Origin of the sequence: Pseudomonas mucoides (assembly GCF_015461845.1) — a bacterium.
Lineage (GTDB): Bacteria > Pseudomonadota > Gammaproteobacteria > Pseudomonadales > Pseudomonadaceae > Aquipseudomonas > Aquipseudomonas mucoides.
On sequence record NZ_JACOPW010000001.1, the window covers coordinates 584,813 to 610,550 of the forward strand.

Here is a 25,738-nt window from a genome sequence, read left to right on the forward strand (position 1 = left end):
CAACGATTACTGGTTGATGAAGTAACGTACGGACAACTTTCCTTCTTCAAACCGATACAACTCGATCGTCTCGATACCGCCTTCCTGCTCGCGAAAGGCGTTCAGGTGATGGCACGCCGCTTCATTGCCATTGACGATGCACTGGCGCACTTCAACGCGAATCTTCGGTTGCTGCTGCGCCCACATGCCTTCCAGTACCTGCCAGGCATCGGCCTGGGGCTTGCCGACGTATTCGATACTCAAGCCGTTGGCCGAGACGCTGCGGTAGTGAGCGAAAAAGCCGTCTTTGTCGCCCCGGTTCCAGCAGTCGATCTGCCCGTGCAGAAAGTGCTCGATGGTGTGTTTGTCCATGCTCATTTCACGTTCATCCTCAAGTGGGTTCAGGCATGTGGTCGTAGCTGGAGGTTTTGCTGACGGGCGAGGAATTTTGGCTCCATTCTCAACCACAGCAGAATGGTCGGGCCGACAATGGCGCAGCAGAAACAGCACACCAGCACAGCGGAATAGCTGCCGTACAGGTCATAGAGATGGCCGAACAGCATGGGTACCAGACCGGAGACAATGGTGATCAGGCACAGGTGCAGACCAAATATCCGCGCGTAGTCTTTCAAGCCGAAATAGCGCGCCATCAGGAATGCCGCCAGATCGAACTCAGCTCCGGCACTGGCGCCGATGCACAGGGTCGCCAGCACCAGCAACGGTGTGTTTTGCGCCCCGCCAAAGAGAAAGATCGCGCAGCCCAATGCGGGTAGCGCCAGGCTCACGGCGGCCACTACTGAAGGTGAATAGCGGTCCAGCAGATAACCCACCAACAAGCGCCCGCCGATGATGGAAATACCAAAGGTACTGAAGATCTGACTGGCTTGCTGCGCACTCAGGCCCTTGCTTTGCAGCATCGGCACCATGTTGGTGACCATGCCGACGGTCAACGACACCGACAATATCAATGCAACGTTAAAGCCCCAGTACATCCCTGAGCGCACTGCTTGTTTGAAGGACATGCCGGACAGCTCCGGAAGTTCCTTCTGCGTTGTCGCGTCAGGACTGGCGAGCAGCGCCGGCATGCGCAGCCACATCAATGACAAGGGCAACGTAAACAACAAAGGCATCGCCCCCAGCGCAATAAACCCGGCTTGCCAACCGTAGGCGGCAATCAGCCGCGACAACAGCGGTGGCAGAATCATCGCCATCAGCCCGGTGCCACACAGAATCACGGCCAGCGCCAAACCACGGTTACGCTCGAACCAGAGGTTGACCAGTTGCGTCCAGGTGATCGCAATGGTTCCGGCACAAATGATCGGCATGCTGAAAAACGCCAGGTACAACCAGCCGATCGAACCCTCAATCCGCGTGATCGCAAAGTAACCGACGATCTGCAGCACGATCGAAACAATCGCTACCCGGCGCAGCCCGAACCGACGGTACAGCCAGCCGACCAGTTGCGTGGAAATCGCCACACCGGCGAACAGAAAGGTGATGGAGGCCTGCAAGTCGCCCCGGCTCCAGCCGAACGCCTGTTCCAGCGGAATCACCAGGGTGCCGAAGGCGTACAGCAACGCAGCGGTAATACTGGTGCAGATGCCAAACAGGCCCAGGACAACCACGCGCCAGCCGCGCTTGAACTCGGAAAAATCATTGCCGGCGTGGGCCGTGGTGTTGCTACTGCGTGTATCCGATGTCATGACCTGACTCCCATCGCGGACGTGCGGGTTGATTAATGGCCCTTGAGGATTTCTTCGACCTTGGGCAGCGCGATCATGGTGGCGCCGCCATCCACCAGCAGCGAAGTGCCAGTGATATAGGAAGCCTCGTTGGAGGTCAGAAACAGCACGGCGTTGGCAATGTCGGCGGACTCGCCCAGACGCCCTACCGGGAAATGTGCAGCGAGTTTATGCGGCAGTTCATTGCCCAGGGTTTCGAGCATGTGATCAGTGCCGATCAGTCCGGGCTCGACGACGTTGACCAGAATATTCATGGCACCGAATTCCACCGCCAGGCCGCGGGCGAAGGCATTCATGAAGGCTTTGCTGGAACCATAGGCAATCAGGCGAGGGGTGTATTTGCGGTTGGCTTCGCCGGACGAGATGAAAATCAGCCGGCCTTTGTCGGCTGCTTTCGACAGATAAGGTGCGCAGTCCTTGGCCAACCAGAACAACGATTGAATATTGCTGCGAACGATGTGATCAAACGTATCATCGGCCATTTCGGCGATCAGCCCGTGACTGGTATCGGCAGCGCAATGCACCACGATGTCCAGGCCACCAAAGTGCTCTACACCATCTTGCACCATTGACTTGATCGCCTCGCGGTCGGCGATGTCGCCACCGACCAGGCAGGCTTGCGCGCCCAGGGCCTTGATCTGTGCGATCGTTTCTTCACCGTATCGAGCGGTGCGTGCCGACACCACCACCTTGGCGCCTTCTCGGGCATAGGCCAGGGCAATGGCGCGACCCATGCCTCGACCTGCACCGGTGACCAGCACGACTTTGTCGCGGAATTTCATCGTGATTCCTCATTGTTGTTATTGGTGGAGGCTACTGATACAACGCGTACGCTCCCCTGTAGGAGCTGCCGAAGGCTGCGATCTTTTGATCTCGCCTTCAAAAGTCAAAGTCAAAAGATCGCAGCCTTCGGCAGCTCCTACAGGGGTAAAGGTTTCGGTCAACTGTTTACAGGTCTTTGCCTGGCACATTGCGGGCCGAGCCATTACGCCGGTCCGATTCACCCCAGCCCAGCCAGTGTGAAGGCTCACGGGTATCGCCAACCCGACGCCAACGGCCTTCCTGCTGCGCAGTGATCGGGAAGCCACCGACGAAGTCGATCATCTCGCCCTTCTCATCAGGCAAAAACTCCCACTCTTCCTTGCCTTCCAGCACGATTTTCGCGGATTTGAGGAAGTAGCTTCCGTCCTTGTGTTCGGTGTTTCCTTCGATATCGGTGGTGACCCGAACCTCGCCTTTTTCATTGTTGAAAATGGCGTAGCCCAAGTGGTCGTGACCGACCATGAAAGAGCCGGTATCCCAGGTGCCATCTTTATAAACGGTGACGAAGGACCACCAGATCACATGCTTGTTGTTGTTCACCACCAAGTCTTTCTTGAAGTGAATGGCGCCGCCTTCGGCCATGTAGAACTGGTCCAGCGCCATGGCGCCTTTCACCGGACGCCCCTCGCAGACACCGGCGATATCCCACAACTGCGAAACATAAAAGGTGCCCCATTCCACGCCTGGCAGGTACCACTGCAAACCTGGGCCAAGCAGTCGGCCTTCGAGGTGAAACAGGCCTTCTTCCTTCCAGGTCAGGCGTTCGCTGCTGGCGGTGATCTCCCAAGAGTTGCCGGGTTCGCCCGGGTGGCTGGCCCAACGTGCGACATCGCCTTCCAGGCTGTGTACCGGCAGTGGTGTCAGCGCCTGGCGGGCCATTTTTTCGTGGTCCATGCGCAGGTTGACGTTATCGACGTGATTGTTCAGGTAGAAGAACTTGGTTGGGTTGGGGGTGCCATTGGGCGCCATCAGCGACCGTACGAATGAGTAAATGTTGCCTTGCTCATCGCGCACAGAACCGAACGGCGAACTTTTGCTCAGGTGCAGGCCGAAGAAGCCGCGTTCGGCTGACATCGAAGCGCCGGTGACCTTGTGCGGCCCAACCAGTTGTTGAAAGCCGAAATCACCGCGTTCTGGAATGGTTTTAAACGTTCTCATGATGCCCTCTGTTGTTTTTGTTGAGGCAGGGAAACGGGATTACAGCGTGATTCAGTCCCAGATCACCGGGAGCGTGGACACGCCTCGCAATTGCGCTCCGCCGATCTGCGGGACGGGTTGGCTCGGGTCGAGTCGCAAGTTGGGAAAGAGGTCGAGGATGGCGTTGACAGCGCAGCTGATTTCCACTTTGGCGACGAACTGACCGATACACATGTGCGGGCCGAAGCCAAAACCAAAGGAGGGTTTTGGCTTGCGATCAATGTCGAATACCTCAGGGTTTTCAAACGCATCTTCGTCGCGGTTGGCGGACACCACCATGCACTGGACGAACGAACCCTTGGGGATTTTCACGCCGTGAAATTCCACTTCCCGGGCGGTTTCGCGCACCTTGAAAGTGGCCACGGGTTCAAAGCGCGTGGTTTCGTCCATCAGCTTGCCGATCAATGAGCGGTCGGCCTTGACGCGTTCCAGCAAGCCGGGCGTGGTCAAGAGCAAAGTCATTACCGAGCCAAACATGCGCGTGGTGGTTTCGCCCGCGGCTGGCAAAAGCGAGCGAGTGAAGGTGATCACCTCGTGGTCATCCAGCGTGCGCCCTTCGTACTCCGCGCGCAGCAAACGCCCGACCACATCATCGCCCTGGCTGCCCTCGGCACGACGTTGCACCACCACCTCGGCAAGCGCGTCGTACAGACCTTTGACAGCGATGCCGGCCTGACGTCGCGCTTCAACCATTTTGCTCGGGTCAATCTGGTTGCCGCCGACAATGGCCAAGGCCCACGCGGCGTATTGCTTGTACTTGGAGGGCTCATCCGAGGGGAAGCCCATCAAAGCGTACATGACGCGAATCGGCAGCTCGAGGCCGAACTTCATCAAGTCGGCCTTCTTTGCCGGCAACATCGGCTGGATGTACTCCTCGCGAATCACTTGATCGATCTGCGGGCGCCACTTGTTCACGGTCTCCGGCATAAAGGCCGGTTGCAGCAAGGCGCGCACCTTACGGTGCTCGTCACCGTCCATGGCAAGAATGATCAAACCATCGAAAAACGCGCCAAGACCTTCGGCAATAAAACCGCTGGTATAGGTCGCACCATCGCGCAGGACAGTCATTACATCCTGGTATTTGAACAAGGCGAAGGTCGGGCGAGTGCCCTGCTGGGTGCCGGCATTCGTCGGCACGCCAAACTGGGTGATGAAGTCGCCTTCATAGATGGGCGATTTCAGCCGTTGCTCGCGGCACACCGCGTGAATATCCAGGTCGGTGCCCCGATACATTTCCGACACAGCGGAGTATGCGGTTGCCAGGTCCAGTGCTGCGCTTTCGTTGCTCATCAGGAGCTCCTGTCTTGTTTTTATTCTTCTTGCACACCAAGATTGTCCGGCTGCCGACCCATGGTATGTGGTTGTGTCTGCGCCGGTAGTCCGCTTCGTTTGACTTGGGGTCAAACGAAGGCCCCCGGGGAAATGCTTCAAGGTGTGAATAACCTGGCCAAAACTGGCATGAGGAGGACGAGGTGGCGGTAAAGGCAGGAGAAGGTGGCGAACAGGGCAAACGCAATACGATGAATCGCCTGCTCGCGGCAGCGCGCGTGGAGTTCGCCAGAAAAGGCCTGGCCGGTGCGCGCGTGGAAGAAATTGCCCGGGAAGCCGGCGTTACCAAACAGCTGGTCTACCACTACTACAACTCCAAGGAAGGCCTGTTTGTAGCGGTACTGGATGAGTCTTCGGACAACATCATGTCCGAGCTGGTCAACCTCAATGTCGAAGAGCTTTCACCGCCAGTGGCGATGCGCGCCGTGCTCAACCATTTTTTTGACCAGTACCGTCTGGACCCCTTCCTCGGCAGCCTGGCGCTGGAAGGCATTCGCTACCATGACACCCACGAAACACCTCGCAACCATTTTCTGGAAATGGCACCGAAGCTGATCGCCAAGCTCGACGCGATTTTGTTGCGGGGTGCGGCCAGTGGTGATTTTCGCGCAGACATCAACCCGCGCCTGTTGTTGGCCAGCGCTTCGCTGGTGACTACTGGCTGGTTCACCAACCGCTATTCGATGTCGGCACTTGCCGGGCTGGATACGGACTCGGAGCAAGGCATGGCCACCTGGCGTCAGTACTCGGCGGATTTTGTGCTGGCGAGTATTTCGCTGGGCGCAGAAAAAAACGTCGACGGCGTTTAAGCACCGTTCACACACTCTCGCCCAATGAGCTTTCCCTGTGGAAGCAGGCTTGTTCCCACAGGGGGGGGTTGCTTAGGGGCTTGGAATCAGCGACCCGCTTCAGTCAGCCTTTTTACGCAAATACTTGCTCACCCGCTTGGCCGCCAACCGCCCGGCCATGCCGTTTACCCCACCGCCCGGATGAATGCCGGCACTCCCTAAATACAGTCCCGCCACCGGCAAGGTATCGCCTCCCAAACCGTACGCCGGGCGCATGGTGCTCGAGCGCATCGAGGTGGTGTCGATATGCACCACGCAGCCATTCACCGTGTTCAAGCGCGCAGTAAAATCCGGAGCAGCCTCGATATGTCGGCCAATCACCTGCCCCTCGATCCCATCGATGTAGTCATACAGCTGTTCCTGCACCTGGTCGGCCACCCGCTCACGCAGCGCGTCCCAACCTTCATTGGGATTCACCGGCATCACCGGCGGATAGATGTACAACACATCCTGCCCGGTTGGCGCTTGTGAAGGGTCGGCCGCACTGGGTGCGGCCACGGTGATATAGGGCAACTTCGGTACTTCACCACGGGCGCAGGCGGCGAAGTTTTCCAGCACGGCTTCTTCGGTGCCGATCAGCATGACGGTTTTACGCAAATCCACGCCATCGCCGCGAATGGCAGCAAAACGCGGCAAAGAAATCTGCCCACGCAGGGCAACATCCACCTTCAATGGTCCCGACCCTCTGCCGTTAGCAGGTGCCATGGCGATACGGGTCAGCAGGTGTTGAGGGATTTCACCACGGGTAACCATGTCCAACGCCGGCTTGGGGTGGCAGCCGGCAATGACCGCACGTGCGGTGAACTGACGACCATCAGCCAGTTTCACGCCTTTGATCAGACCGTCCCTGGCAACGATTTCACTGACGCTGGCCGACACCAGCACTTGCCCGCCCAGCTCTTCCAGTCGAGTCTGCATGGCATTGCTCAACTGCTGCATGCCACCCAATACCCGGCCCACGCCAAAACGATGAAGGAAACCGAGCAAGGCGTAATAGATGCCACCGCCATCGGCGCTGATATCCCCTGCCAGCCCAGTGAGTGCACACATCGCGGAAATGGTCACCGGATGCTCGAAGCGCTCACGTGCCGCCTGCAACGCGGAGCCTGTCATCAGCGCCATCAGCTCGGGTTTCAGCGCTTTGTGTTTGATGGCGGTGCCAAGCATTTTCAGCTTCACGCCGAGGTTTGTTTTGGCCGGGTCGACACGCATCATCGGCAGCGCGATATCGAGGAACATGTCGATGACTTTCATGAACTGCAGAAACGCCTCGGCATCCTTGCTGCTGAACCGGCGGATCTCGGCGGCGGTTTTCTCGCGATCGCGCCAGAAGATCAGAGATTGGCCATCCGGATGCAAGTACACATACCCCGGCGCAAGCTCTATCGATTTGAAACCGTGTCGATCAAGTCCCAGCTCCGCTGGCACATGGGAATGCACGCGCATCGACATCATGTCCAGGGCACAGGGATGAACCAGATGCTGCGGCGCTTCGGGTATCAGGTAACCCGAGGAGGCCATCCCGCCGACCTTGTCCAATGCCTCCAGAACCAGCACCTTCTTGCCTTCCAGGCCCAGGTAGCAGCCAGCCGAAAGGCCATTGGTGCCACCGCCGACGATGATCACATCAAAATCCGTAGTGCTCGCATTTTGGTTCTGGTTCATCAATTAATTCCAAGTCGAGTTCAACCACAGCGGCGCGCGGCGGCTATGGCGGCAAAGATCAGCCGCGGCGCACCGCACGGGATGCGCCGGGCAAGGGTTACATGCCGGTGCGGCCCATCTGCGCAAACAGCGCGCGCATCGCCACCAGGGAGGGGGTGTGGCTGCTGAAACCACCATCAGCGACCAGCGTGGTGCCCGTGACAAATGAGGATTCGTCACTGGCCAGGAACGCCACCACATCGGCAATCTGCCGAGGCGTGCCCAGCTCGGCAGTGCAGTGGTTGTCGCGCAGGATGTCGAGCAAGGGTTCAGGCATGGCGTGTTCCGAAGGCGCCAGGCCGATCTGCACGGCGTTGCCGCGAATGCCTTGTTTGCCGTATTGCGAGGCGACCATGCGCGGCAGCATCATCAGCCCCGCCTTGGAGGTGGCGTAGCCGGTCAGGGACATATCGCCCTGCATGCCCAGACCCGAGGTGGCGAAGATAATCGAGCCCTTGCCGTTCTCCAGCATGACCGGAATCACATGCTTGGTGCACAGCACCGCGCCACGCAGGTTTACGGCGATGGCGCGGTCCCAGGCCTGCATGTCGAGGTTGACGAAATCGCGGTCTAGCTGACGTTGCTCGGCGTTCAGGATCGCCGCGTTGTTGTGCAGAATGTCGATACGGCCGAAATGCTGTTTAACCTGAGCAACCATCGCGCGCACGGCGTCTTCCGAGGAGACGTCGGTGGCGATCGCCAAGGCTTGATGCCCCTCGGCGAGGAGTGACTGGGCCACAGCTGTGGCCCCCTCGAAATTGATATCGACCACCGCAATACTTGCACCATGCGACGCCAGCACCCGTGCGCACTCAGCGCCCAGGCCGCCACCGGAGCCGGTAATAATGGCCACTCGTCCTGCCAGTTTTCCTGTGCTCATGCTCTGTTCCTTATTGTTTTGAGTGGCGCTTTACTCGCCGGTAAATCGCGGTTCGCGCCGTTCACTGAACGCCTGGGCCGCCTCGCGGGCATCCTTGGTCGGGGCCAGCAAGGCGAACAGATCAAGCTCCAGGTCCAGGCCACGTTTGAGGTCCATGTCCAGCGCCGCCCGTGCTGCCTGTTTGACAAACGCCGACGCGGTGGGTGGTTTGACGGCGATGCGCTGAGCAAAGGCCCGTACTTCGTCCAGCAGGCTGGCGTTGTCGCTGGCCAGGCGGCTGACCAGACCAATGCGCTGCGCTTGTTCGGCGCCCACCCGGTCACCGGTGAGCAACATGTCCAATGCCTGACCCGGCGCCACCACTCGGGACAGTCGTTGCGTACCGCCGCCGCCGGGAATCAGCCCCAGGCCGGTTTCCGGCAGGGCGAACACGGCATCGGGCGCGGCGAAGCGGATGTCACACGCCAGCACCAGTTCCAACCCACCGCCCATGCAATAACCATGAATGGCAGCGATCACCGGTTTGCTGATGCCATCCAGCGCTTCGATCCAGCGCACCTGTTCCATGCGCTGCCGCACTTGCAGGCTCGATTCCGGGCCACGACGCTCCTTGATATCAGCACCCGCACAAAAGCCTCGCTCACCTTCCCCGCGAATCACGATCACGCGAATGTCCGGGTCTTGCTGCAACAGCGCCAGTGCTTGCGGCACGCCCTGACGAATATCGTCGTTGATGGCGTTGATCTGCCGGGGCCGGGTCAGTACCACCCAACCCACCATGGCATCACGCTCAAGGCGCACCGCATCGTTGATCAAAACGGGAGACTGCGGTTCTTGCGCTGTGCTCATACAGGGCACTCCTCGAACTCGAAGACCTGGCCATTGAGTTCTTGTGGGTCGATCTTGATCAACGCACGGCCGCCGACGGCCTCGGAGGATTCGATCCACTGGAACCGCGTGCCGCGTGACCGCAGATCCTCGGCCTTGGCAGCCAGATCGTTGACACCGATGCGGATGTAGTACGGACCCGGCCCCCAGTTATTGACGTAGTGGCCGGCGTCGGTGTTCCAGTAGGTCGCCTCGAGGACATCGAGGGTGGCACTGTTCGGCACGGTGAAACCCATACGCGCACGGCGGTAACCTTCGCTGCCGATGCTCTCGACCGGCCCGCTCGGTTCCCAATCGAGGTTGGTCGAGACCTTACGCAGGGTTTCATCGAGGTCGCGTACCAGGAAGCCACGGGCGGTGACGCGGACCATGTCGCCGGGCTTGAGATCACGCGGCTGCATCGGTGGCAACTGATACGTTTCCGGCGGCATCTGCAAAGGCTCGGTCGGCATGATCTCAATGCACAAACCGCCATCCACCGTGGGCTGGTAATACGGTTGCTCGGGAGTGGCACCCAGCCATAAGCGGTCGAAGGGCATTTCCGGGGTGCGCTGCGCCATGCGGAAAGGCAAGCGACGACGCATCAGTTTGTCTACCAGCGCGTCGAACTTGTCCCCGTGCAGGGCCAGCACGATGGAGTGCGTGATCATCGGCCGATGATGCCCCTGGAAATCCTTCAGGCTTTCCAGAAAGTCATGGAACAACGGATCACCGGGGTTCGGCCGATCCAGGTGCCACTGCGGTTCGATGCGCGTAGGCGACACCGCGAGGGATTTGTGTACCCGCAGGAAATGCGCAATATACGGGTGATTATCGAACGCCTGGCGCCAGCGTTCGTGTTTGTAGATGCCGAGCTTGTCGACCAACATTTCCGTCATGCCGTCCGGGTCCGGAACCATCATGTCGGCACTCATCAATAACTCGAACATTGTTCTCTCCTTGCAGTTGCCAGCCAGGTCTGTGCCCGGCTATTAGTCAGCGGACACGCCGGGGTAAGGCGAGCTCGGTCAATTGGGGTGCAGGTGCGCTGGCCGCGGGTTTGCGCGGTTCCTGTTGGGCGCGCGCGTCCTCCAGATCGAGGGTCACGCCGGCCTTGGAGTTGCCTTTCGGGTTGAGCAGGTAATGCGAGAGGGCCGGGATCAGCACCAGCGCACCGAGCATGTTCCACAGGAACATGAAGGTCAGCAGAATGCCCATGTCCGCCTGGAACTTGATCGGCGACCAGGCCCAGGTAATCACCCCGGCGGCCATGGTCAGGCCAACGAGCGCCACGACCCGACCGGTGAAATCCAGCGAGCGGCGATACGCAACCGCCAGGCTTCCACCGCGTTCCTGCACCGCCAGTTGCACACTGAGCAGATACAGCGCGTAGTCCACGCCGACACCGACACCCACGGCGATTACCGGCAAGGTGGCTACTTTCAGGCCGATCCCCAACCAGACCATCAGCGCCTTGCAGATGATCGTAGTCATCAGCAAAGGAATCAGCGCCACCAGGGTTGCGCGCCAACTGCGGAAGGTCAGCAGGCAGAGCAAGGCCGTAGCGCCATACACGGCCAGGTACATGGTGATGATGCCCTTCTCTACCTCAATGTTAGTGGCGGCCTCGATCCCGGCATTACCCGCAGCCAGGAGGAATTCCACAGGCTGCTCGGCGCCAGCGGGTGTGTTGTTTTCCTTGGCGAACTCTTCAGAAACTTTCAACACCCGGCTCAGTGTGTCGGCTTTGTGATCAGCCAGGTAGGCGATCAATGGAGTGACCGAGCACTGCTGGTTGGTGATGCCCGGTGCAGAAATCATCGCGGCATCCACCGCCGAGTTGGTGATCGCCTGGTCGCGGCTGATGCTCAACCATTTCGGGCTGCCTTCAGCCATGCCGGAGCTGATCATGCGCACGGTTTCGGCCAGCGACTGGGTGGTTTGTACACCAGGCGTCTGGCGCAGGCGCCAGGCCAGTTTGTCCATGCTTTGCAGCGACTGGTACAGACGGCAGCTGTCTTCGTTGGTCTTCATGATGACCACGAACTGGTCACTGGAAAGTCCGTAGTGGCTGGTGATGTAGGCGTTATCGCGGTTATAGCGCGAATCCGCACGCAACTCCGGTGCACCGGGATCCAGATCACCGACCTTGAGGTGCATCATCACCACGCTGCCAATCAGCGTCACCACCAGCGATACGGCAATCACCGCCGTGGCCATCGGCCGTTCGGTGAAGCGATCCAGGCCGCTCCACAGACGCCCGAGAAAACCGCGGTTTTCTGCGCCGGCCTGATCTTTGGCGATGGCGATACGCGCGGCTTTCTTACTGACGCCCAGGTACGACAACGCCACCGGAATCAGCAGCAACTTGGTGAAAATCAGCACGGCGACACCAATGCTGGTGGTCAGTGCCAGGTCGCGAATCACCGGAATATCAATGATCACCAGCACGGCAAAACCAACGATATTGGTCAGGAGCGCAGTCAAGCCAGTGAGAAACAAGCGGCGGAAGGTATAGCGCGCAGCAATGTATTTATGGGTGCCACGGCCAATGTCCTGAAGAATGCCGTTCATTTTTTGCGTGCCGTGGGAGATCCCGATGGCAAAAATCAGGAACGGCACCAGGATGGAGTAAGGGTCCAGTTCGTAGCCGAGGAGTTGCATCAAACCCAGCAACCACACCACCCCCGCCACTGCCACGCTCACCAGCAGCAAGGTACTGCGCAGGCAGCGTGTATAGAAATAGACGAACAACCCGGCGATCAGTACCGATGCGCCAAAGAACAGCATGACCGAATACAGGCCGTCGATCAGGTCGCCCACCAGCTTGCTGAAACCCACAATGTGGATGCCCACTTTGTCACTTTCCAGCGAGCGAATCTGCGCTTCCAGTTGCTTGGAAAAATCACCGTAATCCAGGGGTTGTCCGGTCTGCGGATTGGTATCGAGCAGCGGCGCGACAATCATGCTCGACCGGCCGTCGTTCGCCACCAGGTTGCCAATGATCCCGGAACGCATAATGTTGCGGCGCAAGGCCGTGATCGATTTGTCACTGCCGTCGTAATCCGATGGCATGACCGCACCGCCATCAATGCCCTCCTCCGTCACTTCTTTCCAGCGAACGATGGGCATCCACAGCGATTTCATCCAGGAGCGGTCGATGCCTGGAATCAGGTACAGGGTGTCGTTGACCTTTTGCAGCGCCAGCAGATAGTCGGCGTCGTAGATATCACCGGATTTGTTTTCCACCACGACGCGAATGCTGTTGCCCAGGCCTGGCAACTGGTTTTTATACGCCAGGTAATTCTTGATGTAAGGGCTGGAGCTGGGAATCATTTTTTCGAAGCTGGCATTGACTTGCAGCCGTGTAGCGAAGAAGCCCAGCACCACAGTGGCGAGCAAGCAGGCAACGACGACCACCATGCGATGACGGAATATGACCCGTTCAAACCAGCCACCGGAGTTTTTGTCAAAGTCCTCCAGGTTGGCAATCACTGGCATCCCGCTGTTGAATTTTTGCTCGACCATTTTTTCTTTCTCGTAGGGGAATCGTGCCGGGGGCTTTAGTTGGCCTGGGCGATATCGATGACCTTGGCGCCGCTGAAGCGCGTGACAAGCAGGCTCCCAGCCTGTTTGGTGGCACTGGCTGCATACACCTCGCCTACCCGCGCATCTGCCAGCGGGGTGACCTGCAAACTCTGCCGGTCAACGCTGACCAGTTGCCCACCCTGGCTCACGACGATCAAGGCATCACCCTGCTCGACAATGCTGACCAGGCTGCTATTGAGATTGGTTGCCACAGGCTGCCATTGCTGGCCGTCATCACGGCTGGCAAACAGGTTGCCGCGCAGCCCGTACGCCAGCAGCAGACCGTCGAAGGCGCGGACGCCGAAGTAAGTGCCGGTGTAGGGCGTATCGATTTTCACGAAACGTTGTTGCGGACCATCCAGACGCAGCAGCAAACCCTGCTCCCCGCCGATGTAAAAAGTGCCCGCTTGTTCCGCCAGTCCATACAGGTGCATGCGCCGATCGTTATCACTGCGCTCGGTCCACGGCTGCCAGTTCTGGCCGTCATCCGTGCTGTGCAACAACATGCCGAAGGCACCCACGGCAAATCCGTTGCCGTGCTCATCGAACATCACATCGAGAAAGGGTGCGGCCAACACGTCCGGCGTCGCCGAGGTACTGGCGGCCATAGCCACTTCCTTAAGCATCTGGGCTGCGGCTTCATCACCTTGTTCGGCCCGTGGGCCGTAGTAAGCGTTGAGCAAGGTCAACAAGCGGCGCCCGTCGAGCTGCACTTGCCAGCTTTGACCGCCATCGGTGGTGTGCATGACCACCGCATCGTGACCGACGATCCAGCCATGACGCTCGTCGCGAAACCGCACTTGCACAAGATCGCTGGACACCGGGCTATCGACCTGTTGCCAGGTGCGGCCCTCATCGATGGAGCGCTGGATCAACCCGTGCAGGCCGACGCCAATCATCGCGTCGCCCGCTGTGGCGACCGACAGCAAGGGTGCGGGCAGGTGTTCATCGATCCGCTGCGCCGGCACGTCGAGCGAATCGGCCGACAACGCGACGGCGCTGTAGGCAGGCGTCGTCAGCAATGAGCTCGCGCCGACCGCAAACGCGACTGCCAGGAGCAGACGCGAAGTGCAGAGAAGAAAAGAAGCAGGGCAAGGGCTAGTCATTATTTTTATTCCTTAACCATCCCGCGTGGCAAACACACCTGTTCTGCCTGCCCGGCTTGATGCGCAAACCGGCAGGCAGGACAGGCGAAATCACATCAGCGCTGGGTGACCCGAGCCACAATGGCTTCAGGATTCATGTCACGCTCGGAGAGTGGTTTGTCGATGAACTTGTAGCCGCCCTTCAAACCATCGTTGAGCAACGCGTACATGCCTTTGTTGAAGTCATACACGACGTTTTTCACGTTATAGGGAATGTTTTTGTCGTAGAGCTGGACGCCGCTGAGGAAGATCGAGCGATACAACGCGCCGCTCTTGTCCCAGGCGTCATACAGGCCGACGCCGAAAGTATCTTCATCCAGGTAGTAGGTGCGTTTGCTGTAGACGTGGCGCATACCCGGCTTCAACGTGGCTTCCACGACCCACACCCGATGCAGCTCCCAACGCTCGTTCGCCGGGTTGGCGTGGTGCGGCATGAACTGGTCTTCCTGCTTGCCGACGCCGAAGTAGAATTTGTAGGCGTTGTACGGGATGTACATTTCCTTGCGACCGACCAGCTTGTAGTCAAAGCGGTCCTGGCTCCCGGAAAACATTTGCAGTTCGTCGAACAGCGTCACGCCACCCTGGCTGGCAACGGGTGTATCAAAGGCAAATTCCGGTGCGAGTTTTACCCGGCGCTGGCCTGGGGAATAACTGAACGAACGACGGGCCTTCGCCAATGGATCGAGGAAGTCAGTGAGCACCACCACTTCACCGGAGCGCCGCGCCGGATAGTCGTTGCGCGAGAACACTCGTGCGTACATCAGTGGATCGCGATCCGCCTGAGTCACCTGGTAGTACGGGGTTTCTTCGAATGTCGCCTGTTCAGCGGTCTTGGTGATCGAGCCGTTGGCGTCGACTACCCAGCTGTTGGACGAAGTCGTGGTCGAGTAGCCGGTGCCGATTTTGTAGCGCACCTGCTGGTTCCACATCACTTCATTGCCGGTCTTCGGAATCGGGAACGGCAGGCCGCCACGGCAAGATGGATCAACGGCCAGGCCATCTTTCTGGATCGCGCAGCTGCTGGCGTTTCGCACGGTGGCATCGAGTACCGCTTTGGGATAGGCAGTCGTGCGATGGCTTGGGTAAATGTCGATGTAGTAAGTCGGGTATTTCTTGATCAGGGTTTTCTGCCCCTCACTGAGCTTGTCCGCATACTTGTCGACGTTTTTGGCGTCAATGCGAAACAGTGGCTTTTCATCTTTGAACGGATCAACCCAAAACCCGCTGTCGGGCTTGAAACCCGCCGGAGCGGTGGTAAGGCCGCCCTCGTAAGCGGGGATCGTGCCATCGGCGTTACCGGCCTGAATCGCTCCGAACTGCGTCAGGCTCTTACCCAGGTCCGAGGCGTCGCCAGCAGCGGCGGCTGTGAGGCTACAGGTCGCAAAACTCATCAGGACGGCAGTTAATGCAAGTGGACGTTTCATGAACACGTTCTCCGATTCTTGTTTGATTTATCAGAAGGAGGTCTTGAAGGTAAAAGCCAGCCAGCCGCGGTCTTCACCGCCTACGTTGCCGTTACCGGCGACGGTGCCATTGGCCAGGTTCTTCGGTTGGGCCGCTGTGTCGGCATAACGCAGGCCGAACTCATACAGCTGGGCATAAGTGAGTTTGACGCCGACGGAGTAAGCCAGCGCGCCTTCGCTGCCGCCACCGGCTGTTGGTGCGTTGCCATGCAGGCCGTAGTTGACGGTGAGAGGTACATCCATGTCCCAGGAGGGGAAGATCGAGATGTATTGCGGAGTGTAGTTGACCGCGACCGCATAATAATCTTTCGAGGAGCAGCCATCCGACTCGCTGCCGGACCCGGCGATACCTGGCGTTCTGGCATTGGTACAAGCGGCTTTTCCGACACCTTTATAGAGCTCTTCGTGTTCAGTCACGCGATCCAGGTGGCTGTAGGCGAACTCACCCACTAGGGTCGCGTTGTTCGAAATGAAGTTACGCGGCACGCCGTAAACGGCGTTGGCAATAAAGTGAATGGTGTCGCCGCGCGGGCCTTCGTCGTCCAGCGCGCTGACGCCAGTGGCATTCAAGGCACCGTTCATGCGGTAGGACAGTTCAGAGCCGACCGCAACCGTGTTGAAAACCCGAGCAAAACTGACGCCTGCCAGCTTCACGCCACGCGGGTAAACAACCCGGTACGAACCCAGCGCTGCCTTGACCTGTGGGGCCAGCCAAGGCTGGTAGTCGTCGAACTGGCGATAGTAGGCGCCGAACGTCGATTCGACTTCTTCAACGTTGAGTTTGGCCATCACGCCCCAGTTTTTGCCATCGCGACCGAAGCGCGAATCCTGACGCTGCAACGTCGCTCCGTTAGGCGCTACCGGCAGTTGGTCCGGACCTTCGAACAAAGGGTCGGCCGCGCCGAAATAGGTACCCCCATAAGGAATGCGCGTGGGCTCCCATTCGTAGAAGTATTGACCGGCAACCGAAAGGTGATCAGTGACCTGGGCCTTGGCCGAGATCTGCCCCACCGGCAGAAACACTTCCTTGGTTTCGATACCCGGGCTGGTCGAGGCTTTCACGCCATCGCTGGGGGCCTGGGAGTAGGACACGGCGTGAGCGCCGAACAACAGGCTTTCACCCCAATAGTTGGTGTGACGACCGACTTTCACGTTGACCGGTGTGTCGCCGATGTTGAAGTTGCGCCAGACAAAGGCATCGAGAATCTCTCCCGACGGGCCGTTCATGTAGCGCTTCACTTCGTCGCTGTAACGATTGTTGTGATAGCTGGTGGCGTAGCCGGGAACGTTACTTTTCACATCGTGATCGTTATAGGCCTGGTCAAACCAGCCGGCACCACTGAGGCGTCCACCCCACTCGTTGAGGTAGGAAAAGTCGAGTTCGCTCAACACATCGAGACGATTTGTAACAATGTCGCCTTTATCGAACTTGCCGTCGGACTCGTCGAAGTTCGGCGTGTTCATGATGCGACTGTCCTGACTGTCAGTCCGCATGCCCAGGTTGTAGCGGACCGTGTTGTCCCAACGCAGGCGATAATCAGGGTTCGGCAGATCGAAAGAGAGCGCCATGACGCCTTGAGAGCCGCCAACCATCATCAGCGTAAGCGCACCTTGAGCCAGTACCAGCCGACTCTGCTTGGTCTTATGATTCATACACACTACCTTTTATTGTTATTTTCAGTCGCTATGTGCGTTCAAACGGTCGCTCCAGCGATATGCGCTACCCCACAATATCGTTGAATGTCTCGCCTGGACAGTCCGCTGAAGAGGTCTGGCACGCATCCAGACCCACTTTCCTCCTCAGTTGAAAGTCACCGTAACGGATCACAAAATAAAATTCCACATAAAGATTTGCATTCTCCATATAGAATTTCACACCCGTCAAGGTGAAGAATCGTTCCAGCAAAGGCGTTTCGCCGGTAAATACTGCACACAAAACAGATAAACGTTCAAATAAACTTTGACGCTTTTGTGCTTTGGGCTTTCAATAGCCCCTGCCATCCCACAGAACGCCTGGCGTTGCGCGGGTAAAACGGCAGTGAACCGCCAGAAGAAAAACAAGAGGAGCCACCATGAATATTGATTTGAGTGCCAAACGCGTGATCATCACGGGCGCTTCGCGGGGCATTGGTCTGGCCATCGCCCGGGCATTCGCAGCTGAAGGGGCGCGGGTAGCGATATGCGCCCGTAGTGCGTCAGACGTCCGGGAAGTCGGCGCGCAACTTGCGGAACACGCCCAGGCGGTGATTGCCCGGGCTGTCGACGTGACGGACAGTGAGGGGGTCAAGGCGTTTGTTGCTGAAGTTGCACACGCGTGGGGCGGGGTCGATGTGTTGGTGAACAACGCCGGTCAAGGCCGTGGCGGCAACCTCGACACCCTCACTCCGGAAGTCATCCTCGAACATGCCAACATTCTGCAGATGGGGCATTTCCGATTCGTGCAGGCGGTGGTGCCGTTCATGCGTGAACAGCGCTGGGGACGGATCATCGAAATCAACGCCTTGGCCGGGGTGATTCCGACGCCCGACGGAATTCCCTCAGTAATCAATCGCGCATCGTGCATCGCCCTCTCCCGCTCATTGGGCATGTCACTGCCCAAAGACAATATCCTGGTCAACAGCCTGAACATGGGTTGGATCGATACCGGTCAATGGGATCGTCACTACAAGGAAATGGGACCTGGCGTCAGTCGCGAGGAGTTCGACGCCATGGTGATGAAGGTGGTACCGCTCGGGCGTTATGGCAAACCTGAAGACGTTGCCGGTATGGCGCTGTTCCTGGCCAGTGAATATGCCAGCTTCATCAGCGCCGCCTCGATTGACATTGCCGGCGGCATGGGTGGGCAGATTGCCTACTTTCCAACCCTCAAACGCGATTTTGCCGCGACGATTGCGGCACGTAACGCTGCCAGCGAATAACACCAAAACATATCGACAAACTCTCCGGTGCGTAGTGCGCACCCTCAACGTTGGCGCCCCCGTGATGAACTTGCTGTTCCCTGTTCTTGCCACGCTGATCTGGGCCGCCAGTACCGTGGTCAATCGCCTTTCGGTTGGGGTGATTGACCCCGCAGCCATTTCCTTTTACCGCTGGCTGGTCGCGTTGCTGGTGTTGTCACCGGTGATGTTGCCCAAGGTCTGGCGGTTGCGGCAGCAGATTCGGCCGCACCTGCCCAAGTTGTGGCTGCTGGGCTTGCTCGGCATGTCGCTGTACCAGTCGCTGGCCTATTTCGCCGCGCACACTGTCAGCGCCACTTCCATGGGCCTGATCCTGGCGACCATGCCCCTGCTCACCGTGCTGCTCGCCTTTCCCCTGCTCAATACCCAACCGACCGCGACGTTATTGGTCGGTGCTCTGGTGTCGTTTGCCGGGCTGACGTGGTTGCTGGCCGCAGGCGACCTGCCCTCGCTCTGGGCACACGGGGTTGGCCAAGGGGAATTGATGATGTTGCTGGCCTCGCTGTCGTACGCGTTGTACTGCGTGCTGGTCAAGCGCTGGCAGATTCCCCTGCCGACCTGGGAAAGCCTTTACGTGCAAATAATCTGCGGCACCCTGCTGTTGGTGCCGCCCTTTGTGCTGGCCCCTTCGATAGCCCTGACAACCGCAAATGTCCCGCTGGTGTTGTTCGCGGGTCTGTTTGCCTCAGCGCTGGCGCCCGGCTTGTGGATGCGTGGTTTGCAAACCCTGGGGCCAGAAAAAACCGCCGTGCTGATGAACCTGGTCCCGTTATTTACCGCGGTGTTGGCGATTGTGTTGCTGGGGGAAACATTGCACCTGTACCACGCGGTCGGAGGCGGATTGATTTTACTGGGAATTGGATTGGCGCAATGGAAACCCGCGCGGGTAGTGACCGAAGTCGTGACCTAGGCGACCAGCAAGGTATCGCGCAATGTCTGCAAGCCTTTCTGGCTCAAACCACTGAAGCGCTGCAGGTAAAGATCCAGTCCACCGTACTCGGCGTCGATCACTGCATACGCAGCATTCAAGTACTCGGGACGGGCATCCAGCACTGCATCAATGGCCGCCTCGCTGACCGCTTGGCCGACCAGGTGGCTCACCGTGGTGCTCATGGCCTGCTGACGCGCCACCTCCAGCTGACTGAAGCGACGTGCCGAGAGCACATAGTCGGCCATGATGTGCTCCGGTGCGACGCCCAGTGCGTGCAGCAGCAACATCACCGCGACCCCGGTGCGGTCCTTGCCCGCCGTGCAATGAATGAGCACCGATGCATTGCGGGTAGAGAACAGCTCGAACAGCGCTGGCAACAACGGCGCCAACAGGTGCGGAAGTTGCCGGTAGACCTCCAACATCATGTTTCGCGCGCCCTGAGTCTCTGGATTATCAGCGAGCATGGCGGCAATCCGTGGGTCGGCACGAACATCACCAAGCACCTCCAGGTGGAGTTGCGCGATAGCCGAATCGGGTACGCCGCTCGGGTAACGCTCACGCTCTGCGGCGCTGCGTAAATCGCAGACGGTTGTCAGGCCGATCCGCCGCAAGGTCTGCCAGTCTTCAGCGGTCAGTCGATCCAGCTGTTCTGCCCGTAACAGGTAATGGTCGCCGATACGACGACCACAACCGGTGGGAATACCTTTGAGGCTGCGAAAGTTATCCGCACCCTGCAAGCGCAACTCTTCCTGCCCGACCATTCTCAATCCTCCAGTAGATGTTGATAGGCCTGCGTTAACGGACGCGCGCCCTGCCCCAGTGTCGGCGTACGGCGAGGCTTACGCCCATGTGTGAGCAAACGCACGGTATCAAAATCTTCTGCAGCGGCGAAGAAACGTTCCACCATCGGCAAACCGTCCTGCCCCCAGTCATCCATATTCGACATCCAGGTCTGCATCCCCCAAACCGGCCAACGGCGAAACTGTTCCCAGGCAGCGTCCTGGTCAAGCACGCCTTCGGCACCGAGGCTGATCAGTTTTTCGCGGTACACCCGCAGCAGGCGTTGCGCATCGGCGCGCCGTTCCTCGACGGTTAAGGCCCCCAGCATAAAATAGGCGATATCGCGCCATGGCCGGCCACGCCTCGACAGTTGCCAATCCAGCCAGATACGTTGGCCGTCGCTGCGTAAAAAACTGTTGCCCTGATGCGAATCACCATGGATCAGGCAGCTGGGTGACGACTGTTCGCGCTCGAAAGCTGCCAATTCATCAAACGCATGGCTGAACAACTCCGGTGTCTCATACATCCATTTCGGCAACAGGCGTTGGTACTCCGGTTTGCGCAGATTGACCTTGATGTAGTTGTACATACGCAGCAGGCCGTCGCAGTCCACCGGGTTGGCCATCGACACCGGCAGCCAGCCCTGGCCCCGTAGCTGCGGACTGTTCCAGGTGGCAGCATGCAACGTCGCCAGTGACTCCAGCCCCCGAGCGACGCCATCCACGCCCAGGTGATCGGTGCTATGGCCAAATTTCCCGGCGGCCAGACCAAGGTCTTCCATCATCACCACGCCTCGACCGCCGCCATCGGCGTCCCAGTCGGTGAGATAGGTGTCTGGCAGTGGCGCATCGGACCAGCCGTGCGCCAAATGATAAAAGCGCGCTTCCAGCTCACAGATATCGCCGCTCTCGAAACCCTCGGACCAATTCGACTTCAGGCACACGTGCGCAGGAATACCCGCGTGCTGACCGACCTCATTCAACTCAAGCCTGACGCGGAATTTGGTGGTGTGACCGTTTCGAACTTCCACTGCCGTTAACGCCAGCACCTCGACGCCCGGATAACGCGGCTGCAATAGCTGAGTTAGCCAGGCTGCGGTAATTTCGCTCAGGTGCCGTGGCAACCGTCCGCTGCGCTGCGGGTAGGGCCGCCCCAGCGAGCTATCCGTCACGGCGTCAGCACCCGACCAGCGTTGGCCGGCACCTTCAGCTTGAGCAGTTCGATCGCGTTACCGCTGCGAATCCGCTCGCGGTCTTCAGCGGACAAGCCGATGCCTTCGGTCAGATCGCCATGGTCGTAGGCCCCGCCAAAGTTAGTGCCGTACAACAGGCGCTCCGCCCCCACCACCTCGGCAACGCCACGACGCAAGCCCGGCGCATGAACGTCAAGGTCGAAGTAAAAGTTCTGCAGGTAATCCATCAACGGACGCTGATTGCGCGAGTCCGGTGCCATGGCCCGGTTCAGTTCGCTCAGGCGCCCCAACTGGAAAACCGCCATGCCACCGGCATGGGTGATGTAGGTTTTCAAGGTCGGGAAAACATCCAGCGCGCCACCGCAGATCAGGTACCAGAAGAACAGTGTTTCATCGACGCAGTCACCGACGATGGAGGTGGTTTCAAACTTGTCGTCCGTGTGTTTTTCGCCCCAGTAAATCGACTGATTGAAGCCATGCACCATGATCGGTACATCCAGCTGGGTGAGTTTTTCCCAGACGGGGAACAGGCGTTCGTCGTGAGCCTCCAGGCCATTGAAGTTGGCCCCGCCGACGCACACACCCTTGGCGCCCAACTGAGTCACTGCGCGTTCAATTTCCTTGGCCGCATTCAGCGGATCCGCGAGGTTGGCGTGGCACCAGAAATCGAAGTGGTCGGGATCAGCCCGACAAAATGCCGACAACTCGTCATTGCAGATGCGCGCGTATTCGTTAGCGAAATCTCCCGCCCAATACATAAAGCAATGAGACGGCGTGGACATCACCAGTTTGTCGACACCCCGCTCGGCCATCAGCTGGCGACGGCTGGCGTGGCTCATGCGCGCGAGGATATTGGCCTGCGCTTCGGCATCCGTCGCGGCTTTGACCGGTTGCTTGGTGCCGAGGGAAAAATGCCCCACGGTCAGCCCCTGCACTTTCATGAATGGCCCCCAGAACTCGTGACGGTTCAGCATGCCCTCAGTCAGCAAGTGGGCGTGGACATCAATCAGCATGGCGTTCTCCTTGTTGTAATTAGCCAGCAGACCGAACGACCCGCTCGCAGGGCATCCGGATCAATTTAAGGGATAACTGCACCCTCAATAATATAAACACATTTCTAATATGTGTTCATTTAAATATGAGTCGCAGGGCTACCTTTTATAAAATCCGCACAAAAAAAAGCGGCCCTCTCAGGCCGCAAATGCGTGTTCAACCGATGAAATCAGCGTTGGGTCTCCTGGGAAACAATCGACTCAGGCTTCATGTCACGCTCCGATAACGGCGTGTCGTGCACCCGATATCCGCCCTTGAGGCCATCGTTGAGCAAAGACCACATGCCTTTGTTGAAGTCATAGCTGACGTTTTTTACCGTGTACGGCAGGTTTTTGTCGTACAGCTGCACGCCACTCTGGAACAGCGCGCGATACAGCACCCCGCCCTGGTCCCAGGCGTCATACAGGCCGGCACCAAACGTGTCTTCGTCGAGGTAGTAGGTGCGCTTGCTGTAGACGTGGCGTTTGCCCGGTTTCAGAGTCGCTTCCACCACCCACACCCGGTGCAGTTCCCAGCGCTCGCAAGCCGGGTTGGCATGATGCGGCTTGAACTGTTCTTCCTGGCCGCAACTGAAGTAGAACTTGTAGGCGTTGTACGGGATATACATCTCCTTGCGGCCCACCAGTTTGTAGTCGAAACGGTCCTGGCTACCGGAGAACATCTGCAATTCGTCGAACAGGTTCACACCGCCCTGGTTGGGCACCGGCGTGTCGTAGGCGAACTCCGGCGCCAACTTGATGCGGCGCATGCCTGGGGTGTAGCTCCAGGCACGCCGTGGCTGGCTTTGCGGGTCGAGGTAGTCAGCGAGGATGATCAGTTGCCCGGCGCTGCGGGCCGGATAACTGTCCAGTGCCCAGGCGCGGTAGTACAACTGCGGATCGCGATCGGTCTGTTGAGTCTGGTAGTACGGCGCCTCCTCCATGGTCGCGGACTCGGCGGTCTTGGTCACCGAACCCTGAGAATCCACTACCCAACTGTTGGACGAAGCCGTGGTGGTGTAACCCGTTCCCTTGTAGCGCAGTTGTTGATTCCAGATGACTTCATTGCCGTTCTGCGGAAGCGGGAACGGCAGCCCGCCTCGGCATGCCGGATCGACTGCGAGGTTGTCCTTGGTCGTGCGGCAGTTACTGGCGTTGCGCACAGAGGCATCGAGCAACGCTTGCGGGTACGCCGCGGTCCGGTGGGTCGGGTAAATATCCAGGTAGTAGTCGGGAAATTTACTCAGCAGCATTTTTTGCCCGCCGCTCAAGCGGTCGGCGTATTGCTCCATGTTTTTCGAGTTGATCCGCAGCAGCGGTTTTTCATCCTCGAAGGGGTCGGCCCAGAAGCCGCTGTCGGGCTTGAAGCCTGGCGGGCTCTGCGTCAGGCCGCCGGTATAGGGAGGAATGCTGCCATCGGCATTGCCCGCGATAATTGCGCCGAACGGCGTCAGGGTTTTTCCGATCTGTGCAACCTGGTCGGCCGGTGCCGCAGCCAGGCTGGCGGTGGCGATGCTCAACAGCGCCACCGCCCATGCAAATTGTCCTTTCATAAACAGATACTCCGCTTCTTGGCTTTTTTAGATGGAGGTTTTGAAGGTGAAGGCCAGCCAGCCACGGTCGGTTCCGCCCACGGCGCCGTTGCCCCCGACGGTGTCCCCGGGAATGTTCTTCGTTTGAGCGTCTGTATCGGAATAACGCAAACCAAATTCATAACGCTGGGCATACGTCATCTGCACGCCGGCAGACCAGGTCAGCGCGCCTTCGTTACCACCGCCGGCACTGGCTGCGTTGCCCGACAGGCCATAATTGACGGTCAACGGTACGGTCATGTCCCAGGACGGGAGTACCGACAGGTATTGCGGTGTGTAATTGACGGCGATGGCCGCGTAATCCCGGGTCGAACAACCGTCGCGCTTGTCCCCTGAACCGGGTGTGCCGACGCGGGGGTCAACGCAGTTATTGTTGTTTTCACCCAGATAAAGCTCTTCGTGCTCGGTCACTTTGCGCAGGTGGCTGTAGGCGAACTCGCCGATCAGCGTGGCGTTGTTGGCGATAAAGTTACGCGGCACGCCATACACAGCGTTGGCGACGAAGTGGTACGTATCGCCACGCGGTCCTTCGTTGTCGGAAGGATCAACGCCGACCGCGTTCAACGCACCGCCCTTGCGATAGGAGATCTCGCTGCCGATCGACACCGTGTCGAGCACGGTCGAAAGACTCAGGCCGACCAGTTTGACGCTGCGCGGGTACACCAGGCGGTAGCTGCCGGTAGCGGCCGAAACTTCTGGCGCCAACCAGGGTTGGTAGTCATCGAACTGGCGGTAGTAAGCGCCCACCGTCGATTGAATCGCCTCGACGTCGTATTTGGCCATTACGCCCCAGTTGGCGGAGTCACGACCGTATTTGGACTTCTCCCGGTTAAAGGAAAAACCAGGTGCTACAGGCAAACGGTCCGGGCCTTCGAAGAACGGGTCCGCTGCGCCGAAGTAGGTGCCGCCGTACGGAATGCGCGTGTAGTCCCATTCGTAGAAATATTGAGCGGCCAGTGTCAGGTTGTCGGTGGCCTGAGCTTTGACGGATATCTGCCCGATGGGCAAGAACACTTCCTTGGTTTCAATGCCAGGACTGGTCACTGCCTTGGCACCATCCAGAGGCGCTTGCGAGTAGGAAATCGCATGGGCACCGAACAGTAGCCCCTCGCCCCAGTAATTGGTATGCCGGCCGATCTTGACGTTCACCGAAGCATCGCCCAGGCGCAGGTTTTTCCAGACGAAGGCATCGAGGATTTCCCCTGAAGGGCCTTCGACGTAACGCTTCACTTCAGAGCTGTAGTGGTCGTTGTCGTAGCTGGTCTGGTACCCGGCAACATGACTGCGCACCGTGTCATTGTGGTACGCCTGGTCGTACCAGCCGGCGGCGCTGAGGCGTGCCCCCCAGTCTTTACGGTAGGCAAAATCGAGTTCAGTGAGCAAGTCGATGCGGTTGGTGACGATGTCACCCTTGTCGAACTTGCCGTCCGATTCATCGTAGTTAGGGTTGTTCATGATGCGCCGGTCTTGCCCCTCCGTTCGCATCCCCAGGTTGTAGCGCAGGGTGTTATCCCAACGCAGATGAAAGTCTGGATTAGCCAGTTCGATCGGCGCAGCCATCACCGCTCCACCGTAACCAAACGCCATTTTCCCTACCGCCAGCAGTACCATGGCCCGCTGGGCTCGCATGCGTCCCTGTTTGCTCATCTTTTTCATGCAAACCACCTTTTGTTTTTATTGTCAGTCGTTTT

The 25,738-nt window shown here is 58.8% G+C and carries 21 protein-coding genes; 3 read left to right on the forward strand and 18 right to left on the reverse strand.

From position 1 onward, the window contains the following. Nucleotides 1–6: 6 nt before the first annotated feature. The 5 genes from H8F22_RS02820 to H8F22_RS02840 form a co-directional block, all read right to left on the reverse strand. Nucleotides 7–357, reverse strand: a complete 351-nt coding sequence (locus tag H8F22_RS02820) for a nuclear transport factor 2 family protein (RefSeq protein ID WP_020300802.1) — start codon at nt 355–357, stop codon at nt 7–9. 23 nt (nt 358–380) lie between these two features. Further along, nucleotides 381–1,682 (reverse strand): MFS transporter, encoded by a 1,302-nt coding sequence (locus H8F22_RS02825; RefSeq protein ID WP_057005043.1) that lies wholly within the window; start codon nt 1,680–1,682, stop codon nt 381–383. A gap of 32 nt (nt 1,683–1,714) precedes the next feature. After that, nucleotides 1,715–2,503: an SDR family NAD(P)-dependent oxidoreductase gene (locus H8F22_RS02830; RefSeq protein ID WP_020300804.1), complete on the reverse strand. Its 789-nt coding sequence runs from the start codon at nt 2,501–2,503 to the stop codon at nt 1,715–1,717. A 166-nt stretch (nt 2,504–2,669) separates the two neighbouring features. After that, entirely contained in the window at nt 2,670–3,701 is a 1,032-nt protein-coding gene (locus H8F22_RS02835) for a hypothetical protein (RefSeq protein WP_020300805.1), read from the reverse strand. 51 nt (nt 3,702–3,752) lie between these two features. Continuing rightward, nucleotides 3,753–5,030 (reverse strand): cytochrome P450, encoded by a 1,278-nt coding sequence (locus H8F22_RS02840; protein ID WP_020300806.1) that lies wholly within the window; start codon nt 5,028–5,030, stop codon nt 3,753–3,755. 182 nt (nt 5,031–5,212) lie between these two features. Between H8F22_RS02840 and H8F22_RS02845 the strand changes: the two genes are divergently transcribed. Next, nucleotides 5,213–5,878 (forward strand): TetR/AcrR family transcriptional regulator, encoded by a 666-nt coding sequence (locus H8F22_RS02845; protein ID WP_020300807.1) that lies wholly within the window; start codon nt 5,213–5,215, stop codon nt 5,876–5,878. A 99-nt stretch (nt 5,879–5,977) separates the two neighbouring features. Here H8F22_RS02845 and H8F22_RS02850 read toward each other — a convergent pair whose 3' ends face one another. The 8 genes from H8F22_RS02850 to H8F22_RS02885 form a co-directional block, all read right to left on the reverse strand. Next, nucleotides 5,978–7,582 carry a phytoene desaturase family protein gene (locus H8F22_RS02850; protein WP_020300808.1) on the reverse strand — a complete coding sequence of 535 codons (1,605 nt, stop codon included), beginning with the start codon at nt 7,580–7,582 and terminating at the stop codon, nt 5,978–5,980. Nucleotides 7,583–7,679: 97 nt separating this feature from the next. Further along, on the reverse strand, nt 7,680–8,501 hold the full coding sequence (locus H8F22_RS02855) for an SDR family NAD(P)-dependent oxidoreductase (RefSeq protein ID WP_032904481.1): 822 nt from the start codon (nt 8,499–8,501) through the stop codon (nt 7,680–7,682). Nucleotides 8,502–8,531: 30 nt separating this feature from the next. Further along, nucleotides 8,532–9,350 carry an enoyl-CoA hydratase/isomerase family protein gene (locus tag H8F22_RS02860; protein ID WP_057005042.1) on the reverse strand — a complete coding sequence of 273 codons (819 nt, stop codon included), beginning with the start codon at nt 9,348–9,350 and terminating at the stop codon, nt 8,532–8,534. Then, entirely contained in the window at nt 9,347–10,318 is a 972-nt protein-coding gene (locus H8F22_RS02865; protein WP_020300811.1) for a VOC family protein, read from the reverse strand. The genes H8F22_RS02860 and H8F22_RS02865 overlap by 4 nt, the downstream gene beginning before the upstream one ends. Nucleotides 10,319–10,364: 46 nt before the next feature. Next, entirely contained in the window at nt 10,365–12,896 is a 2,532-nt protein-coding gene (locus H8F22_RS02870) for an efflux RND transporter permease subunit (protein WP_020300812.1), read from the reverse strand. 35 nt (nt 12,897–12,931) lie between these two features. Continuing rightward, nucleotides 12,932–14,062 carry a WD40/YVTN/BNR-like repeat-containing protein gene (locus tag H8F22_RS02875; RefSeq protein WP_020300813.1) on the reverse strand — a complete coding sequence of 377 codons (1,131 nt, stop codon included), beginning with the start codon at nt 14,060–14,062 and terminating at the stop codon, nt 12,932–12,934. A 95-nt stretch (nt 14,063–14,157) separates the two neighbouring features. Beyond that, nucleotides 14,158–15,525, reverse strand: coding sequence for a DUF1329 domain-containing protein (locus H8F22_RS02880; protein WP_020300814.1), 1,368 nt, complete (start codon nt 15,523–15,525; stop codon nt 14,158–14,160). Between the two features lie 30 nt (nt 15,526–15,555). Next, nucleotides 15,556–17,217 carry a DUF1302 domain-containing protein gene (locus H8F22_RS02885; protein ID WP_126588874.1) on the reverse strand — a complete coding sequence of 554 codons (1,662 nt, stop codon included), beginning with the start codon at nt 17,215–17,217 and terminating at the stop codon, nt 15,556–15,558. Nucleotides 17,218–17,636: 419 nt separating this feature from the next. Here H8F22_RS02885 and H8F22_RS02890 point away from each other — a divergent pair, with 419 nt between their 5' ends. Together H8F22_RS02890 and H8F22_RS02895 are read left to right on the forward strand one after the other, a co-directional pair. Continuing rightward, nucleotides 17,637–18,482, forward strand: a complete 846-nt coding sequence (locus tag H8F22_RS02890; protein WP_020300816.1) for an SDR family oxidoreductase — start codon at nt 17,637–17,639, stop codon at nt 18,480–18,482. A 64-nt stretch (nt 18,483–18,546) separates the two neighbouring features. Further along, nucleotides 18,547–19,431 carry a DMT family transporter gene (locus H8F22_RS02895; RefSeq protein WP_020300817.1) on the forward strand — a complete coding sequence of 295 codons (885 nt, stop codon included), beginning with the start codon at nt 18,547–18,549 and terminating at the stop codon, nt 19,429–19,431. On the opposite strand, the gene H8F22_RS02900 is transcribed toward H8F22_RS02895, so the two are convergent. The 5 genes from H8F22_RS02900 to H8F22_RS02920 all read right to left on the reverse strand — a co-directional run bounded on the left by H8F22_RS02900 (nt 19,428) and on the right by H8F22_RS02920 (nt 25,703). Further along, nucleotides 19,428–20,213: a tyrosine-protein phosphatase gene (locus H8F22_RS02900; protein ID WP_020300818.1), complete on the reverse strand. Its 786-nt coding sequence runs from the start codon at nt 20,211–20,213 to the stop codon at nt 19,428–19,430. The two genes, H8F22_RS02895 and H8F22_RS02900, sit on opposite strands and share 4 nt — an antisense overlap. Before the next feature lie 2 nt (nt 20,214–20,215). After that, a complete protein-coding gene (locus H8F22_RS02905; protein WP_082643858.1) occupies nt 20,216–21,403 on the reverse strand; it encodes a phosphotransferase in 1,188 nt (395 codons plus the stop codon). Continuing rightward, entirely contained in the window at nt 21,400–22,437 is a 1,038-nt protein-coding gene (locus tag H8F22_RS02910) for an amidohydrolase family protein (protein WP_020300820.1), read from the reverse strand. Before H8F22_RS02910 ends, H8F22_RS02905 begins: the two co-directional genes overlap by 4 nt. 209 nt (nt 22,438–22,646) lie before the next feature. Beyond that, nucleotides 22,647–24,008 (reverse strand): DUF1329 domain-containing protein, encoded by a 1,362-nt coding sequence (locus tag H8F22_RS02915; RefSeq protein ID WP_020300821.1) that lies wholly within the window; start codon nt 24,006–24,008, stop codon nt 22,647–22,649. 27 nt (nt 24,009–24,035) lie between these two features. Then, nucleotides 24,036–25,703 carry a DUF1302 domain-containing protein gene (locus H8F22_RS02920; protein ID WP_020300822.1) on the reverse strand — a complete coding sequence of 556 codons (1,668 nt, stop codon included), beginning with the start codon at nt 25,701–25,703 and terminating at the stop codon, nt 24,036–24,038. Nucleotides 25,704–25,738: the final 35 nt, after the last annotated feature.